At 32.4% G+C, this 17,961-nt stretch carries 13 protein-coding genes; 9 read left to right on the top strand and 4 right to left on the bottom strand.

Annotation, left to right across the window (positions count from 1 at the left end; translation table 11 throughout):
- The first annotated feature begins 452 nt into the window (after positions 1–452).
- From C8N37_RS15090 to istB, 7 genes are all read left to right on the top strand, one after another.
- Positions 453–3,260 (top strand): TrlF family AAA-like ATPase, encoded by a 2,808-nt coding sequence (locus C8N37_RS15090; protein WP_108159665.1) that lies wholly within the window; start codon positions 453–455, stop codon positions 3,258–3,260.
- A 109-nt stretch (positions 3,261–3,369) separates the two neighbouring features.
- Complete coding sequence (locus C8N37_RS15085) at positions 3,370–5,901, top strand: HD domain-containing protein (protein ID WP_108159664.1); 2,532 nt, start codon at positions 3,370–3,372, stop codon at positions 5,899–5,901.
- 623 nt (positions 5,902–6,524) lie between these two features.
- Positions 6,525–8,654 (top strand): AAA family ATPase, encoded by a 2,130-nt coding sequence (locus C8N37_RS15075; RefSeq protein WP_108159662.1) that lies wholly within the window; start codon positions 6,525–6,527, stop codon positions 8,652–8,654.
- 1 nt (position 8,655) lies between these two features.
- Entirely contained in the window at positions 8,656–9,549 is an 894-nt protein-coding gene (locus tag C8N37_RS15070) for a DUF3226 domain-containing protein (protein ID WP_146171082.1), read from the top strand.
- 852 nt (positions 9,550–10,401) lie between these two features.
- On the top strand, positions 10,402–11,235 hold the full coding sequence (locus C8N37_RS22955; RefSeq protein ID WP_211322272.1) for a DDE-type integrase/transposase/recombinase: 834 nt from the start codon (positions 10,402–10,404) through the stop codon (positions 11,233–11,235).
- Positions 11,213–11,965 carry a Mu transposase domain-containing protein gene (locus C8N37_RS22950; protein WP_211322271.1) on the top strand — a complete coding sequence of 251 codons (753 nt, stop codon included), beginning with the start codon at positions 11,213–11,215 and terminating at the stop codon, positions 11,963–11,965. Before C8N37_RS22955 ends, C8N37_RS22950 begins: the two co-directional genes overlap by 23 nt.
- Before the next feature lie 12 nt (positions 11,966–11,977).
- Complete coding sequence (istB, locus tag C8N37_RS15055; protein WP_108159660.1) at positions 11,978–12,709, top strand: IS21-like element helper ATPase IstB; 732 nt, start codon at positions 11,978–11,980, stop codon at positions 12,707–12,709.
- 52 nt (positions 12,710–12,761) lie between these two features.
- Here istB and C8N37_RS15050 read toward each other — a convergent pair whose 3' ends face one another.
- From C8N37_RS15050 to C8N37_RS15035, 4 genes are all read right to left on the bottom strand, one after another.
- Entirely contained in the window at positions 12,762–13,025 is a 264-nt protein-coding gene (locus C8N37_RS15050; RefSeq protein WP_108159659.1) for a hypothetical protein, read from the bottom strand.
- An 874-nt stretch (positions 13,026–13,899) separates the two neighbouring features.
- A complete protein-coding gene (locus C8N37_RS15045; protein ID WP_108159658.1) occupies positions 13,900–14,316 on the bottom strand; it encodes a hypothetical protein in 417 nt (138 codons plus the stop codon).
- Positions 14,306–14,758, bottom strand: coding sequence for a helix-turn-helix domain-containing protein (locus C8N37_RS15040; RefSeq protein ID WP_108159657.1), 453 nt, complete (start codon positions 14,756–14,758; stop codon positions 14,306–14,308). The genes C8N37_RS15045 and C8N37_RS15040 overlap by 11 nt, the downstream gene beginning before the upstream one ends.
- Positions 14,755–15,282, bottom strand: coding sequence for a hypothetical protein (locus C8N37_RS15035; protein WP_108159656.1), 528 nt, complete (start codon positions 15,280–15,282; stop codon positions 14,755–14,757). Before C8N37_RS15035 ends, C8N37_RS15040 begins: the two co-directional genes overlap by 4 nt.
- Positions 15,283–16,043: 761 nt before the next feature.
- Here C8N37_RS15035 and C8N37_RS15030 point away from each other — a divergent pair.
- Together C8N37_RS15030 and C8N37_RS15025 are read left to right on the top strand one after the other, a co-directional pair.
- On the top strand, positions 16,044–16,928 hold the full coding sequence (locus C8N37_RS15030; RefSeq protein WP_108159655.1) for a DUF488 domain-containing protein: 885 nt from the start codon (positions 16,044–16,046) through the stop codon (positions 16,926–16,928).
- A gap of 1 nt (position 16,929) precedes the next feature.
- Entirely contained in the window at positions 16,930–17,796 is an 867-nt protein-coding gene (locus C8N37_RS15025; protein WP_108159654.1) for a hypothetical protein, read from the top strand.
- Positions 17,797–17,961: the final 165 nt, after the last annotated feature.

The raw sequence follows: 17,961 nt of genomic DNA, 5'->3' as shown, positions 1-17,961 counted from the left end.
AATTTGCATATCGAGGTTAGCGTATTTTCAATACGGTTTCCCATATTAATTCACTCTTTTAAATTGATATCTTAGCCAGCAAATTTTGTAATAATATTTAAAGTTAATGTCGATAAAAACATTAATTCAAAATAAATAATTATATTAGAATCGGGTATTGACCTTACCCGATTGAAAAGAATAATGGCATGATAGTAACCACTACCAATTTCATCGAAGGGAGGGAGATTTTACGATAAAGTGATCCAGTAGCTGTCAATGTTGTAATCTGCACCCAATATCTTTTGCAATATTGGTATTGGCTATTTATGCCTTTTTGGAGCGAGATCTAGTTAGCGATAAGAAAAAACTGCAGGAAGTACCATATTACCGAAACGCTTAAATAACGAATAAAATATCTTTTTGTTGATGCCATTGCTGGCTAATCATACCTAAAAATTAACTAAATATAAATGGATAACGAAATTACATACAAAGGAACCAGATGGTATAAATGCGACTTACATCTACATACTACGGCAAGTTTATGTTTTCTGGATAAAAGTGTAACTGCCAAACAGTGGGTTGAAAGAGCTATTGAACAAGGTTTAGATTGCGTTGCTGTTACAGATCACAATACAGGTGGGTACGTCGATGATATAAAACAAGCAGCTGAAGGAACAGAATTAACGGTTTTCCCTGGTGTCGAAATTACTTGTGATTCTTCAAAAGTTCATCTTCTAATTATTTTTGATACCAGTAAGACCTCAGCCGATATAAGGGATTTTCTGGTACGATCCGATATACGTGCCAATGATTTTGGAAAACAAGATGCAGCCACTTGTAAAAGTATTTTTGATATAGCCGAACTGGCCGAAGCTGATGGAGCGATTGTAATCCCTGCTCACATTGACGAATATAACGGCCTAGGCTCTGTTAGTGTGGGAAACCTAAAAAAGTTCTATTCGGAACTTAATATAAATGCTGTGCAAGTTGTACATAGGGACTTTACGGATCTTGGGCTTCAAGTCTCTGGAAATGTAGAATTGAAAAATAAGCTCAATGAATATTACAACATGCCGACTCCTGCTATTGATGATGCATTGATTAAGGATTGGTTTACCCCAGTTAAGTATGCCGCCGAGGAAAATCTAGCAATATTGACATTTTCAGATAACCCGCATGAACCCAAAAACTCGAAACACGGGATTTGGGGTATTGGTGAGAATTTCACTTGGATAAAAATGGATCAAACTCCATCTCTGGAGGGTTTAAGGCAAGCATTTCTTTTACCTGAGTATCGAATTAGAAATAATTTTGACAGTCCTTCGATTCCGTATAATAAACCGGATCTTTGGATTAAATCTATCTCAATAAATAAAACAACAATTACAGACACTGATGCCTCATTAAAACTAGAATTTAGCCCACAGTTAAATACTCTAATTGGAGGTAGAGGGAGTGGTAAATCAAGTATTTTAAGGTTTATTCGAGGTGTTTTTAAGCGTACCGCTGACTTGAATGAATTGCAGGAGATTTTAAATGATCATCATGAATTTTACAAACGGGAAACTGGCAGGCCTAAGAAGGGAGTATTAACTGACGCATCATCCATAGAAATCGAGTTTGTCAGAAATGAAGTCTTACACAAAATTATCGCATCGAATATTAACAATTCAAGTAATCAAGATATCCAAATTACAAAATTGAATGAAACCGGGAGATGGGATGATGTATTGGATGAAGGTTATCTGGACTTTTTCGAATTTGAGCATTACTCACAAAAGCAAATTTATGAAATTGCGAGAGAACCTAATGCATTGAGAGAAAGAATTGACAAAGCAATTGAAGGTCTCAGTAGATTAAAGGGAGAGAGAGAGCATGTTAGAAATTTATTTTTGGAAAAATCAGCAGCAATTAGAACAGTTGATTTATTGCTAGCTGGAAAAGGAAAAATTGAAACTAAAATAAAAGACCTTAATGCAAATATTAAGAAATTACAACAAAGTGGTATCGCAGATTTACTTACTGCCAAAGATAAATTTTCAATTGAACTGAATTTAGTAGAAGCATTTAAAGTTGAAATAGAAACTAAAGAAACTCAACTTGATGAATTAATTCAAAGTGTTGAAATCGAAGATATTGATTTTTCCAATTTTGATAGTTCACATAGAGAATTACTGCAACTAAATACCCAAAATGTAATTGACAGTTTTTTGAAAATAAAATCTGAATTAATAAGCATTAAAAAGCAAACTCATCAAATTAAAATTGATTTTGAAAGATCAATTAGTGATTCAGAATGGAAAACTGCATTAAGCAAAAATACTGTAGATTTTGAATCCCAAAAAGACAAGCTCGAAAAAGAAGGAATAGACGCTATTTCAAGTTATGAGAAGTTTACCAAAGAAAAGATTCAACTTGAAAGAGAGCTAGAAGATATAAATACTAATTCAGCAATGTTAGTTGAGGATGAAAAGGAAAGAGAAAAACTTCAAGGAGAATACCTACGATTAAGTAAGGAGATAACAAATAAGAGAAGAGAATTTCTTCAAAGCATAGTGACAGGTGAGAAAGTAAAAGTAAATATAAAACAGTTCCGAAATCAGTCTGACTTTGAGTTTAAATTGAGAAAAATAGTTCAGAGGGAGAATAACTCTTATCAAAATGACATAGATACATTAATTGAAATTTGTTTTAAGGGGAATGTTGAGAATAAAATCAAGGAAGTAATAAGTATTTTTAAAAAAATTAGGGCTAATGAAGATGTGGGATCAGTAGTATCTGGCCATTTTGTAAATCTTGTCAGGTCTTTAAATCATGCTCAAATAGATGAAATTGAATTGATTTTGCCAGAGGACGAAATAGAAGTCCAATACAAATCTGCTACCAACACAGCCTTTAAGTCACTTTCAACTGCATCAGCAGGACAAAAAACTACTGCAATTCTGACATTTATCTTGTCATACGGTAAACTTCCTCTGATACTTGATCAACCTGAAGATGATCTCGATAATCGATTAGTTTATGAGCTGATTGTTGATAGATTAAAACAAGCGAAAGAGAAAAGGCAATTAATTGTAGTTACACATAATGCAAATATACCCGTTAATGGTGATGCTGAATATATTATTTCAATGGATACAGAAAGTAGGATTTTAAAGGTATTGCATACAGGTACTGTTGAGCAAATGTCGATCAAAAAGGAAATATGCGATGTCATGGAAGGCGGAGAGACAGCATTTGAAATGCGTTCCAAGAGGTATCAAATCAAAAGCTAGTTATTAATTTGTCTAGGAGCATAACTGTTAAAATGAAAAAAATCCTTCGAAGGATAATTCATCGATTTAATGATCTTTTCAGAAAACTAATCAATAAATATTTTTAATAATGCCATTTAAAATTGATAATTCCTTAAAATTTGACGAGCTAGAACTCGTTTCATACCTGATAAAAAAAGAAAGTCCATTTATTACCGTAGTTAATAGCGTTTACGATAATGCTATAGATAGTTTGGATAATCGAATTGCAACTGTCTTTCCAAAATATACCTTACATAATAGTGGACACTCGTTTAGAATCATCCAGTACATGTCAAAGATTGTAAGTAATTATGAAGAATTAAGTGATCTTGAAATCACTATGTTAATTTGTTCTGCACTTTTACATGACATAGGGATGGCGGTTAGCGAAAATGATATTACTGCTATAAAAGGAGACTCATTTAACTTTTCGGATGTTAAGTACTCTGATATGCTTCCTTTGTTGAATTATGATGAAATAGAAACTCTTCAAGAATTTATTAGAAGGATACATGCTCAGCTTTCTGGAAAATATATTAGGGAAAATCTTAAAAATATTTTAAAAATACCAAAATTAACTGAGTTAGACTTTGCTGAGGAGTTGGCATTAGTTTGTGAAAGTCATACAAAAGGATATGACTGGATAAATTCTAAATTGTCAAGGCATGTTGTTCGCGGTGAGTATGTTTTAAATTGTCAATTTATTGCATCGATATTAAGAATAGCTGATATTTTAGATATTGATCAACAGCGAACCCCATATAAATTATACAAACTTATTAATCCAAAGGGACGAAGTGATGAAGAATGGCTACAACATTTCATTATCTCTAACACGGAGAAGATAGAGTTAAACTCTATCACAAAATTAAAACAAGTTGTTTTCCATGGAACAGCTAAAAATGCTGATACTCATCGTAAACTCTTGAACTATATTGATTGGGTGGAAGTTGAAATAACAGAGAGTGTTTCGTTACTTATGGAGCAGGATTCTCGTTATAATTTGTTATTTGATCCTAAACCTAAAATTCACATAAAACCCGAAGGATATACTTTTTCTGGATATAAGATGACACTTGAATTTGATGCAATAAGTTCTTTGTTAATGGGAGAAAAAATATATGGTGATAAGAAACTTGGACTGAGAGAGCTTTTACAAAATTCATTGGACGCTTGTAGATTAAGACAAGTAAGCGACATAAGGAAGTTTGGCGATGAGCAGTATGTTCCCTCCATAAAGATAATACTAGATCGAGAAAAAGGTGAGGTGGTAATAAAAGATAATGGCATTGGTATGTCTATGAATGTCTTGAAGAACCATTTTTTAAATATTGGAGTTTCCTATTATAAATCATTTGAATTCTTAATTCGAAATTTGGAATATAAACCAATAGGAAATTATGGAATTGGTTTTCTTTCTTGTTTTATGCTTTCTGACAAAGTTAAGGTTAGTACAAGATACTTCCTCGAGAGAAATAGATTTGATGTACAATTGGAGAAAGGAAATGAGTGGACCTCCCTTACTGAGTCAGAGGATCCATTGTTTTTTGGAACTGAGGTTGTTTTAAATTACGAACAGTTTATGGGCTTATTTAATAATGATGTAAATATTGTTAAAGAGTTCCTTTCCACTTATTTCCTGACAGATGGGGTTGATTTTAATATACTTCAAGATCCAGATATTTTTAAAATTGAAAATTCTATAGAGTATGTTAAGCAAAATGAAAAAGGTACATTTAAAATCGATATGTCTGATTATCTTGAAGATGTCGAAGGTTATGCTATTTTAAAGAATAAAACTGCTTTTATTAAAAGCATTGAAGAACTTGATTTGTCTGGAGATTTATATATTTATCAAAAAATATATAGCGATGAAGATGATGACTATGAGTATGACATCAAGCCTTTAGAAGATTGCTCTCATATAAATTTGGATGAGTACATTCGCAATAATGAGTTACAGTATTTATCTATTCCTCTTGTAGAAGAAGAAAATGTTACCGCCTATTTGAGTGGAATGAATTTTACGGATGATATTGACGAAGTCATCGAAAAGCTTGATGGCAAGCTAAAGTGGATTTCAATTTTAATACCTTGTAATGAATTTGGAAACGTAGTTGGAGAAATTCTTTATGATAAAAATGATTATGTCTTAGAGGAAATTTCATATTTAAAATTGGTAGAGCTCGGGCATAATTACGAGTGTAAAACAAAGAGTACATTACATAAGGTGCGGTTATTTGAAGGTCGGAAAAATGAACTCTATTTACCTTTTGATACCGATAAGGTGAATTGGTATTATAGGAAGACAGGACCACGAAAGGAATTGTTTATTCGAGGTGTACTCATAAAAGATTTTGAAATAAATTTGCCTTTAGTAGCTTCAGTATTTGAAGTTTCTTCGATAGTTATAAATTTTAAATCTAGAAAATTTATTCCTGATGTTTCTAGGAATAAGATGGATAATGAAAGCTCTAAAATTATCAATTACATAATTGGTAAAGCCGTACATAATGCGGCTATTGACTTATTAGCTTATGAACAAGATGAGAAAAGGGCAATTCGGGATTTTATTTTAGAATTTTATCCTGAAAAAACAGATTTTGAGAAGTGGCAGTAGGTATGAAGGAAATTATATTTTCGTATCTGGTGGTGCATTCCTTCAATAGGATTAGTGGTGTTAATAGTCTTGCGAATTACTCATCATACTCGAAAAAAGTAGATAAGTTCGTCCAATTCTATTGTGGGTAATCGCGCGGAATTTATCTACGCAAAAAACATATAGAGTAAAAAAATCTACATTCTATTGAAGTATTTTAATGCTGTCTTGAAATCATTTTTTTTGATCGATCTTATTTCTTTTACATAATTAATGAACATTATGCTTTTTAATGATGCTGATACAATAAAAAAAACGATAGAACTAATATAAATCACTTTAATCAAAAAAAAACAAAAATTGCCATGAAAATTAAACCTTTTGTTTAAAACAAAAGGTTGCTTAAAAATATTACAAAAGAATAAATCTAGGATAGCAGAGATCAAAACAAGGTTCAAGTAAGTAAATAGCAAAAAAAAACTTAGCTTACGGTGCTAATTATATTCGCAATTCCACATCATTTTATTGGGTCAAAAATTGATTATATTTATATCTTTACACTTTAAACTACAGAATAACCATAATATAGTAGTCACTGCTTGAAGTTAGGGTAATTTGTAAAGCATCACTAAAAGCTTTTAATAATGGAATCTAAAAGAATATCCAGACATATAGATCGATTAATCTTAGATCCTAATAACTATAGGTTTATAGATCGTCAAGATTATAAATTAGTAAATGATGAGGAAGCAGCAGATAATAGGGTGCAACAGCGAACGTTGAACTTTATACTGGGAAAAAATCAGTCAAATGTCCAGGATTTGATCAGTAGTTTTAGGACCAATGGTTTTTTGGATATTGATCAAATCCAGGTAAAAGCATTAGGAGATAAATATCTGGTTCTGGAAGGAAATCGGCGGATTGCAACATTAAAGTATTTATGGGAAGAATATAAATCTGGCGGTGACGTAGGTAATTTAGAAGAGTCTGATTTTAAAATCGTTCATCTAGTTGAAATGTCAGATGAGGACCCCGTTCAACATTTAATTACAATGGGGCTACATCATATTAGCGGAAAAAAAAGATGGTCTGCCGTTAATGAAGCTCAATTAATAAACGATCTAATTGAAAGATTCAGTCTTCATGAAGAAGAGGTCTGTGATAAATTGGGTATTAATAAGCATAAGTTAAGGAGGAGTCGAAGGACACTCTCTTTTATCGAGCAATACAAAAGAAGTGATTATGGTGATCAATTTGAGCCAAATATGTTTACGATTTTTGAAACAGCAATTGCTACATCATCGTTGAAAAACTGGGTAGGTTGGGACGACACAGCTTATTTTGCAAGAAATGAAGGCAATGTAGAGAGGTTTTTTAAATGGATTTCTAAAGAGGAAGAATATGATTTGGATGAGGATGGTAATGAAAGGTCTAATATAATAGAACCAATTATTACTCAATATCGTCAAGTTAAAGAGATTTCGGCATTTATAAACGATGAGAATGCCGTAAAAAAAATGGAGGAAAGTCGTAGTATAATTGAAGGTTATACCTATAGTGACGCAATAAGCGAAAATCGATTAAAAAGTGCCCTATCAAAAATTAGTAGCGAAATACAAGTTGCTTTCAATTTTAGTGACCATTTAAACATCGACGAGTACGAGGAGATTGAAAAGTTGAAAATAAAATTGGATCGCTTAATTCCTTCTTCACTTGCAAATCTAGGTATATCTGCTAATTCGTCATCTCTTTTTTATCCGAGCATTAGAAAGCAATTTTCTTCTGTGTACATTAATAAGTATAGAAAATTGACTAATTTAAAGGTTCAGAAATTAAGTCAAGTAAACATATTTGTTGGGGGGAATAATATGGGTAAAACTTCCCTACTTGAGGTGTTTTATCTATTAAGTCAACTAAATGATTTAAATGCTTTTGTGCAATTAGAAAAATATAGAGGAAAATATTTGGGAGATATTAATTCTAATTGGTTCAATAAATCATTTAATCAAAGAATTAGAATAGGTGCTTGCTTTAATAAAGTTGAAACAGAACTATCTATTACTTCTAACAAAACAGAAGATGATATTGATAAATCAGATTATTTAAATACAATAAGTATTGAAGCTAAAGTTGGGGAAGAGACATTAAATAGTAATTTACATTTGTATACAAATAAAGTGGCTGATTTGAGATTTAGTAGATCAAAAATACTTTGCCAAGGAACTTTCACAAGTCCTTTTAGGTATAATATTGATTTACTTCAAGAAGCTCATGCTTTCGCAGTGGAAAACAAGTATCTTGATGAAATTATAAAATTTATTAGAGATAACTTAGATGAGTCGATAGAAAAAATTGAGCTTATTACAATTGAAAAAGAGAGTCGATTTGTGGTCACTTCAAATAAATTAAATGATGTACTGGATATAACAAAATATGGTGAAGGATTGCAACGTATTTTTGAGATTACCTTACTAATGGTATTTAGTAAGGACGGGATTATTTGTATTGATGAAATTGATAGTGCAATTCATAAATCATTATTGGTTAAATTTACGAATTTTATTCAATTATTAGCAAATAAGTATAATGTTCAAGTATTCCTAACGACACATAGTAAAGAATGTATCGATGCTTTTGTACAGAATGACTATAGTGATGATGAACTCATGGCTTATGCGTTGGAATTTAATAAGGAAAAAGAATTAGTTTGCAATTATTTAGAAGGTAACGAATTGAAAAATCTTGTTGAATCTATTAATGTTGATATTAGATAGAATGGCAAATAAAATAATCTTTGCATTATGTGAAGGACCGCATGATGCAGCATTTATTTATAGAGTATTAAAGGCTAGCGGTTATGAAAGTTATGAAAAGGTTTCCATCAAGGATTTACCGTTTCCAGTGAATAGTCTGATAACCACTGAGGCAAATAAGTCGAATGTTGAAGATTTAAATATTCAAACAATTAAACAGAGTTTCATTCCTAATAATTCTTTAAAGAAAGGAGACAAGTATATCTTTCTATTTGTTTTAGGAGGGATAACACAGTTTGATAAAATCAGTAATTTTATCAATAAGGTTAAAGCTTTTATACCAGAAGAGGGAAAGATTACAACTGGGAGAATTACAGATGACACTGAAATTAATATCTCACTGTTTTTTGATGCTGATGAAGACGGAGTTAATAACAGGTTAAATATGGTAAATAGAAACTTAAACGGAAGCATCAATTCAAAGATTGATTTGTTTACTCAAAATTCTATGAATGTTAATGTTCAAGGGATAGGTTTAGGTGTACATATAGTAACCGGTCAAAATGATAACACTGGAAAGCTGGAGGATATATTAGTTCCTTTAATGAAACTCGATAACGAATTAATTTTTGAATCAGCAGAAAAGTTTCTAACCGATCATTTTGCCGATAATCGGTTATATAATTTGAGAATTATTAAGGATGATAATGGGATGAAAATGGAAGAGAGGTCGACTAAATTAAAATATAAATTGAAATATGATAAGCAAAAATCCCTAGTTGCTACAGTTGGACAGTTACAAAAATCAGGAGGAGCTAATACAACTTGTATTAGTCAGACGGACTATCTAACTATGAATAAAATTATAGATAACCATAAATGTCAGGAAATTATTGGTTTTATAGATGGTGTCTAAAGTGATTACTATGTTATTGGTTTCTCTGTAATAGTTTCTATCTAGCTTTAGCCTATCACCAAATTTAATATATAGTTTTGATATGGTCAAGTCCCATTTGTGCATTGGCTGGATATTACAGTGCGATTTGTGTCACTTTAAAAAGATCAAGAAAGAATTACTTTGTCGCTTTAAATACAGCGATATGGCCAACGAACTTGATCCGATGGACTTAAAACCGATACTTACATTACACATTGACTGTTACAGTAACCGTAAAATAGGTTGCGCTTTCGGTATTTCCCGTAATACAGTCAATACTTACATGCTGCTATTTGCCGGGCAACCAATACTCATTTAAGGAGCTTTTAGACTTCAATACCGTTGCTTTATCGGAACTGTTTTCATCCCAAACCACCCTGGATACCGTATGTCATAATGAGCTCATGCTTTAGTTTAGGGCTTAAACAAGGCTCAGAACCATCCCGGCTTTACTTTTCTGTATCACTTATCAGCAATATGTTGAGCTGGCAGCTGAACCTTATAGCTACACCTAGTTCCTTGATCATTATCGCCGTAAATATCCAAATGAAAAAGTCTCAATTAAACTTCAGCACATTGCTGGACAGGTGAATATTCCGCACCATACTACACCACTGTTCCGCTTCAAAGTGCACCAGTTATTCCGCTCCAAAGTACACCACTTTTGATGGTTATTTAGGGGTTGTTTGATGGGTACTGTCGTTTAAGATATTTTCTTCGACAACTGCCATTCCGACACAAAGTACACCAATTATTCCGCAGCAAAGTACACCACTGGATATTTTGAGAAAAAAAGATTGCTAAGTTAGGTATCAGTTAGATTCCTAAGATATGGCAAACAAACCTCTAAGTATGCAAAAGATAAAACAGCTATTACTTTTTATGGAACGTGGGTTTTCACAACGTTCCATTGAAAAAGAAACAGGTATCAATAGACGTACAATTGCCGGATATATGAAACGGTTTTCCGCATGTGGAATGAGTATCCAAGAACTGCTTCTATTTGATGACAGTGAGCTATATGCATACCTTAATGCCGATAAGAAAGAGCTAAATAAAGATCCCCGACAATTGCACCTGGAGTCACTCTACGAATACCTGACTTCTGAACTTCACCGTGTGGGCGTCACCCGACAGCTTCTATGGCAGGAGTACATTGCAGAATATCCCGATGGCTTTGGGTATTCAAGATTCTGTGAACTGCTGCAGGAACACATCCGTAAACGTAGTGCCACCATGCATTTCGAACATGATCCAGGAAAGCTCTTAGAGGTGGACTTTGCAGGAGATAAACTGCATTATATTGATAGCATTAGCGGTGAACCCGTCGAATGTCCCGTATTTGTCGCCGTTTTACCTTTTAGTGGTTATAGCTACGTTGAAGCCCTCCCTAATGCTTCTTTACCGCAAGTTGTACGTGCACTGAACAATGCTCTGAGCTATTTCGGAGGTGTACCTCTTTCGGTAAAATCAGACAACATGAAGCAATGGGTAATCCGTAGCAACCGTTACGAGCCAACATTTGCAAATATGCTGGAACAGTGGGCAAACCATAACAGTATTGCGCTATTGGCAGCACGTCCAGCAAAGCCCAAAAGACAAACCATCCGTGGAAGGTGGAGTAAGGACAACCTATCTCCGCGTGTACGCACCCTTAAGAAATGAAACTTACACAAGCCTCTTTTCGCTAAACGGTGCAATCCGGGAAAAGCTCAATGAACACCACGAAAAAAACTTCCAGCGTAAAAGCTTCAGCAGAAAAGAACGCTTTGAAGGTCAGGAAAAAGCTCTGTTAAAGCCTCTACCGGAAACAAGATATATTATTAAGTATTATACAAAGGGAAAGATACAGAGCAACTACCATATTGTACTGGGTGAGGATTGGCATTTCTATAGCGTACCTTATCGCTATATAGGCAGTAAGGTTACTGTCATCTACTGGACGGATATTGTTGAGATATACAGCGATAACAAGCGTATTGCTCTACATAAACGTAGCTATAAAAAACATGGGTATACGACTGTTGCGGAACATCGTCCCCCGAACCACCAACATATGTACGACAGTTCATTATGGAATCCGGAGGATTACATTACAAAAGCAGAAAAATATGGAACTGCAACCGTGGAATACTTTCAGAAGGTCATGGACAGTAAACTGGTCATAGATCAGTCCTACCAGTCCTGCCAGGGGCTTTTGCGATTAGCCGTACTTTACCCAGATCGCATAGAGAATGCCTGTCGAAGGGCCTTGAAAGGACATCGGTTCAACTATATGGTCATCAAAAATATTATTGACAATAAGATGGATCTACTGGAAAACGACAATGACAGAAAATCACAGTACAGTATTCCCGCGCATGAAAACATCAGAGGTGCGGATGAGTACAGATAAAAAAAGAAACATATGAATATAGATCAGACAATCGAACAGCTGAGATCGCTACGTTTGGCCGGGATGGCCAAACGTTATGAAGCGGTCGCTTTTTTACCTGTACATGAGCTACAGGACATCCATGAACTGCTTGGCTCAATGGTACATGCCGAAGTTGAATACCGAGAACATGGAAGAACACAAAAATATCTAAAAGCCAGTCGCTTGAGATATAATGCACTACCTGAGGAGATACTCTGCAGTTCTGAGCGGGGGATAACCCGAGAAATGATCCTCAGGTTATCTGACGGAACATTCATACAGAGAGGAGAAAATGTCCTGATAACCGGTTCAACAGGATCGGGCAAAAGCTTTCTGGCATGTGCGCTTGGAAGATCTGCCTGCTTGCTTGGTTACAGAACGCTATACTTTGGAATGAACCGATTCATGGATACGGTAGTTCAGACACGATTAGATGGAACCTACCTGAAATGGATAAAGGGTATTGCAAATCAAAAACTACTCATACTGGATGACTTCGGGCTTAAGTCTATCGATGCAGACACTAGACTTGCACTTTTGGACCTTTTGGAAGACAGGTACGGTAACAGCTCTGTAATTATTACTTCACAGCTACCAGTCGAGGCTTGGTACAACTTTATAGATGAACCAACTCTTGCGGATGCTATAATGGACAGATTGACAGCTTCATCTCACAGGCTACCGTTACAGGGCAAGTCTTTAAGAAAGAAAAAAAATAACTAAGTTTGAAAAAGTTAATATAAATCCAGTGGCATAAGGCTCGAATTATTGGTCTTTAAAACTGGTGCACTTTCACTCGGAATGGGTGGTGTACTTTCTCCGGAATATTCATTATACTATCGGTTTTCAGCGTTAGTCCAGTTTCACTTGAATATAGCTTGCCTAAAACCTCTATCTTCGCCAAGTCTCTATCTTTAAGATCTTTATAAATTACATTCGGCAGTTTGTCTGTAATACTATATTGATTGTTGGTTTGTTGACCATAGGTTAAAGTTAGCCCAAAAGATGACAGAAGCGCGAATAAGAATATTTTTTTCATTTTTGATATTACAGTATAGCTCTAAACTACAAAATATGCTACTCATATCTGGTAATTTCCTATACTATTTTACAATTTCCCTTGTTTTTAAATAACTGTCGAACTTCATTTCTTTGTTTATCTTTTAAGGCATTCGATAATGCTAATTGATGAAATAGGCTAGCATAGCTTTATAACATTTGAAATAAATTGTAAAAGGCTATAAGATCATTGGAAAGAATTTAAGTATAAGGTTATAATAGAACGCATATTTTAATATGTTTAGCAAATAACTAACCTCTATACATTCAATATTCCTTAAAAAATAAAAAAAGAAGTAATACTGTCAGGTCATCAGTTGGACTTGGATACTACTATTTCGAGGAGTCAGTATTTTATTAACAGTGCAGTTGAGATCAAAGAAACGAATAGGCGTTTTATTAAGATGTCCAAAAATGACATTTGCTCTTAAATAAACAATTCGATGCTCGTCTTCTTTCATTATTATGCAGTTGATTTTATGGGATTTTCTCTAAGCTCATTTAAACCATCAAATGCAGATTTTTTATATCGTTTACACCATTTTCTCAGCATACGCCTAGTTACATCACACCTCAAACATACAATATCTGTATTAAAAACGGTCCCATAACTTTTACTCACTTAAGGAGGCCTTTTCCTTCATTTTCATTTATAGTGAATGATGCTAGAACATGATTAAACAAGAGTCTCTACCATTCTTTCAATAACTTTATGTTGAAAGAATGGTAGAGACTCTTACAATATAGTTTTATTGTAGGCTCAAAATCATGGAGATTTTTTAATTTAATTACGAAATTATATACTTTGGGCTAGACTCACCTTCCCAAAATAAAAAAAAACCTAAGCTTCGTTTTTATTTTACCTCTAAGATTATATCGTCATCAATTATTTTATTAATATTTAATGGTGGAAGGAGGATACTAGAATAAGGAGTATTAACAGTTTTTACTATTAACATACCTCGAGTCGCACCTATTGCGATTATTCCAAAATGTTGAACTTTATCTTTTTTAAGTACTACAGTTGTATCCCTTTCAAATTCACTCCAAGAATCTTCATGAATTTTGAAATATAATGTTGATTTGATCTTTAGAAGTGTTTTTGATTCTAAACTATATTTTACAGCATTAGTAATTCCAATAATTTTCTCATCTATATTCACTTTTGCTTGGATGTTACAGTTAATAAGTAATTTATCAATATCGTCTGGTAGTTTGTCTTCTAAAATAGCAAATTCTTCTACTTCTCCTTTTATAAGCTTAAATTTCATAATCAAATTCGTTATCGTGTTTTAACATAGATTCCTTGCTCAATATTTCAGCATATAGTATTCTTGACGAAGAATTTTGGAAATCCTCGAAATATTGTGTTGAATAAGCACGAATCTTTCTTTCTAATGGCTTTAATTCAATAATAATATAATGTTCTCTTTTCTCTCGGAAAATATCTCTATCGATGAGATTAATCTTTAATGCTTGTTCGATTTTTACTAGTGTTGATATTTTATAATCATCACCTTTTAGTAATTTACTAATATTTTGAGGAGTAACATTTAAAGTGGTCGCTAAGTCTAGCTGAGTTAATTCACGACGTTTTAATTCATATTGAATTTTAAAAGCAATTTTCTTTGCTGTAAATTTTAGCACTATGTTTTTGCTATATTCATCAATTAATAATGATTCAGAGCCTTTTTTTTCTAGATTTTTCTTCATATTACGAGAATATTATCTGCCAAATCTTCCTCATTAAAATCATTTGCAATTAAATGATTTCTGCAATTTTCAATTCTGCTTAATTCAAATAAAGTATCTGGATGATCTTGCATTTTCTGTGTAAATTTAATTGCGCCACCAGTTATAATAAATTTTTGATTACTTACTCTTAAAGCATATAATCTTAATTGAGAGAGTTTCTTTCTTTTTTCTATATGGAATCTGGCTTTAGATTCTTCTAATTCTTTTATTTTAATAGTGTTATTATGTAAACATGTAAATACTTCAAAAAGTTTATTTGTAATTGAACACTCTTCTATTACATTATTAATGTATTCTCTATCAAAGAAAATTTCATCGAAGAATTGATCAATTAGTGATTCATCTATATCATTTTCAGATGCTTTTTCATAAATATGTTCAAAATCTTCCCAGTTATCCATCTTTTTTGAATATTCATGATCGAAAGAGTTATCATACTTAAATGAATATAAGCTTTCAGCAAATATAGGTTTTATTTCCATAAAAACAACCTGTAGGTTTATAATATAAATTTATGCTTTTAAATCTTTTTAAATAAACTGTAATATTCACGAATGCATTAATTGTATTACTTTTAAGCGAATATTTAGTTTAAAAAATATATGACGACAAATATATAATTTATAAATATAAAATATTACGGGAAACCGTATTTAGTAAATATTATGAATATTGTTTTTTAGAATATTGGCGTATATCCTTTTTTTTATTTTCACAAATTAGCATACTTATTTATCTCTATTAATAAACTCCTGATATTTATTTTTATGAAATTTATAAAATTAATCCATAATTTGAACATCTATATTAAGAGTTTTACTAATACATACAAGAGCGTTTTTTATTAAATAATACTATTCCAGTTAATTCTAGAAAACAAAGTTTAGCAAGATGGATATGCTGTTTCATACTAAACCGTGAAAATATTTATCACTACATCGAGCTTGAATTTATTTACCAACTAAATATTAGTTTTTGTTACTAATGATCAAGCAATTTGGATCTATGATTTCTATAAAATTAACACAAATAAGTTGGATGGAACCTGATATTGGGTTGTATTAAGACATTAATATAATAAATTAATTGCTAGTCTTCTTGAAATAAGTAAAATTACGATTAGCTTTTAACTGTTTAAATATCGATAAAGATTAAAAAATGAGAAGCTAAATTGAAATATTAAATTTATTTAATCAAAACTCGGTAAATCTCAAAACTGTATTATATTCTGTAACTTTGCACTATGTTTTACAGAAGAAAAGTAATATTGGCATTAATACAATCATTTGGGGGTAAATTAGAAAAACTTAACCTTCAAAAATTACTTTTTTTGTTTACCGATAAGCAAATCAAACCTGAATATGATTTTATACCATATAAGTATGGATGTTACTCATTTTCGGCGAAGGCTGATCTTAATACAATGGTGACTAAAGGTCAATTGGAGGAAGGTGAGTTTGTTTATTTAAAATTGGATACAGCTGATTACATTAAAACTCTTAAGGAAGCTGACCGTAAAATTCTATTGTATATTAAAAATCTTTTTGGCAATTTTAATGGGGATAGATTGATGAAACATACCTATGTGAATTATCCTTATTATGCAATTAACAGCATAGTCGCTAAGGATATTTTGACAGATGAACAATTTGATAAAGTTTCGTTTCAAAAGCCTTGTTCAAATGAAACTATGCTCTTTACAATAGGGTATGAGGGTATTTCACTTGAAGAATACCTTAACCGTCTCGTTAAAAATAATGTTCAACTTTTAATTGATGTAAGACGTAATCCCTTGAGTATGAAGTTCGGATTTAGTAAGAGTCAATTAATCAAGTACTGCAATAGTGTCGGTATTAAATACATTCATATTCCGGAAGTCGGTATACAATCTGATCTGAGGCAAGAATTGAAAACTCAATCAGATTATGATAAACTCTTTGAATATTACAAAAAAGAAGAGTTAACAAAATCTTTGAAAAGTCAAGAAAATATATTAAGTTTATTGATAGAAAATAAGCGTATTGCATTAACCTGTTTTGAAAAGGACATTTGTCAATGTCACCGAAAACATTTAGCCGAAGCAATTTGTCGCTTACCTAATTTCGATTATAAACTTAAGCATATATGATATGGCCAAAACGAAGGTCCTTATTACTGTAACGACTTATCCATTGCCCTCTAGAAGTTATGATGAATTAGTATGTACAGCAGGGATTAAAGAAGATGGGACTTGGATAAGAATTTATCCTGTTCCATTAAAGTTTTTAAAGGGTGTAAGAGATGTGGGGAAAATGGAAACATATAAGTTTACTTGGATTTCTTTACAACTTGAAAAGCGACGAGATGATTTTAGACCTGAGAGCCATTCCCCTAGATTTTATGATTTTAGAGATTTTGAAATATTTGAATCTGTTCCACTAAGTGGTAGTCCAGCACAAAAAGTGGATGCATGGAATAGAAGAATCGGTCTGGTTAACAAGAATATTTATTTTAATATGACTGATCTAATATCTGATAGCAGAGATCCCAAAAATATTTCTTTAGCTACGTTTAAACCCACTAAGATATTAGATTTCATTGTTGAAGATGATGATGCAGAGTGGAAAAATGAATGGAAGGAACAATTGAGGCAGTTGGATTTATTTTCAAATGAAAATGATGGTAAAAGGGAATTAATTAAGAAAATTCCTTTTAAGTTTTATTATAAATTTGAAGATGATCAAGGTCGTAAGTCGAGGTTAATGATTGAAGACTGGGAAATTGGACAACTGTATTTTAATTGTCTCAAAAAAGGTGATAAAAAGACTGCTTTAGAAAAAGTGAGAGAAAAATATTGGAGTTTTTTTAAAGGACGAGATATTTATTTTTTTTTAGGAACTACAATGCAATGGCATAGAAGAAGATCTGATAATCCCTTTGTTATAATTGGAGTATTCTATCCTCCAGTTATTACTACAAAGTATTTTACTTCAGATCAGCTTTCTTTAGATTTTTAGCAAATTTAAGGGAGTGTCCCATGAACTAGGTCATTGGCCTCTCTTTATAAGTTTTTATCTACTTTCGGTTTAAATGAACCTTTCTGTCATGACCAGTTTCCAGTTCAAAGTGCCTGTTTTTCAGATCTCAAATTGTTTTCTTTCTCTTTCCATTGCGACGGTTCG

The sequence above is a fragment of the Sphingobacterium faecium genome (assembly GCF_003054045.1).
GTDB classification, from domain to species: Bacteria; Bacteroidota; Bacteroidia; order Sphingobacteriales; family Sphingobacteriaceae; genus Sphingobacterium; species Sphingobacterium faecium.
This window is presented reverse-complemented; position numbering and strand designations above follow the sequence as displayed.

Excerpts from the sequence above, each read along its gene's own strand:
- istB (WP_108159660.1), top strand. The coding sequence starts at position 11,978 with ATGAATATAGATCAGACAATCGAACAGCTGAGATCGCTACGTTTGGCC.
- C8N37_RS15075 (WP_108159662.1), top strand. The coding sequence starts at position 6,525 with ATGGAATCTAAAAGAATATCCAGACATATAGATCGATTAATCTTAGAT.
- C8N37_RS15040 (WP_108159657.1), bottom strand. The coding sequence starts at position 14,758 with ATGAAGAAAAATCTAGAAAAAAAAGGCTCTGAATCATTATTAATTGAT.
- C8N37_RS15050 (WP_108159659.1), bottom strand. The coding sequence starts at position 13,025 with ATGAAAAAAATATTCTTATTCGCGCTTCTGTCATCTTTTGGGCTAACT.
- C8N37_RS15070 (WP_146171082.1), top strand. The coding sequence starts at position 8,656 with ATGGCAAATAAAATAATCTTTGCATTATGTGAAGGACCGCATGATGCA.
- C8N37_RS15085 (WP_108159664.1), top strand. The coding sequence starts at position 3,370 with ATGCCATTTAAAATTGATAATTCCTTAAAATTTGACGAGCTAGAACTC.
- C8N37_RS15025 (WP_108159654.1), top strand. The coding sequence starts at position 16,930 with ATGGCCAAAACGAAGGTCCTTATTACTGTAACGACTTATCCATTGCCC.
- C8N37_RS22955 (WP_211322272.1), top strand. The coding sequence starts at position 10,402 with ATGGCAAACAAACCTCTAAGTATGCAAAAGATAAAACAGCTATTACTT.
- C8N37_RS15045 (WP_108159658.1), bottom strand. The coding sequence starts at position 14,316 with ATGAAATTTAAGCTTATAAAAGGAGAAGTAGAAGAATTTGCTATTTTA.
- C8N37_RS15035 (WP_108159656.1), bottom strand. The coding sequence starts at position 15,282 with ATGGAAATAAAACCTATATTTGCTGAAAGCTTATATTCATTTAAGTAT.
- C8N37_RS15090 (WP_108159665.1), top strand. The coding sequence starts at position 453 with ATGGATAACGAAATTACATACAAAGGAACCAGATGGTATAAATGCGAC.
- C8N37_RS15030 (WP_108159655.1), top strand. The coding sequence starts at position 16,044 with ATGTTTTACAGAAGAAAAGTAATATTGGCATTAATACAATCATTTGGG.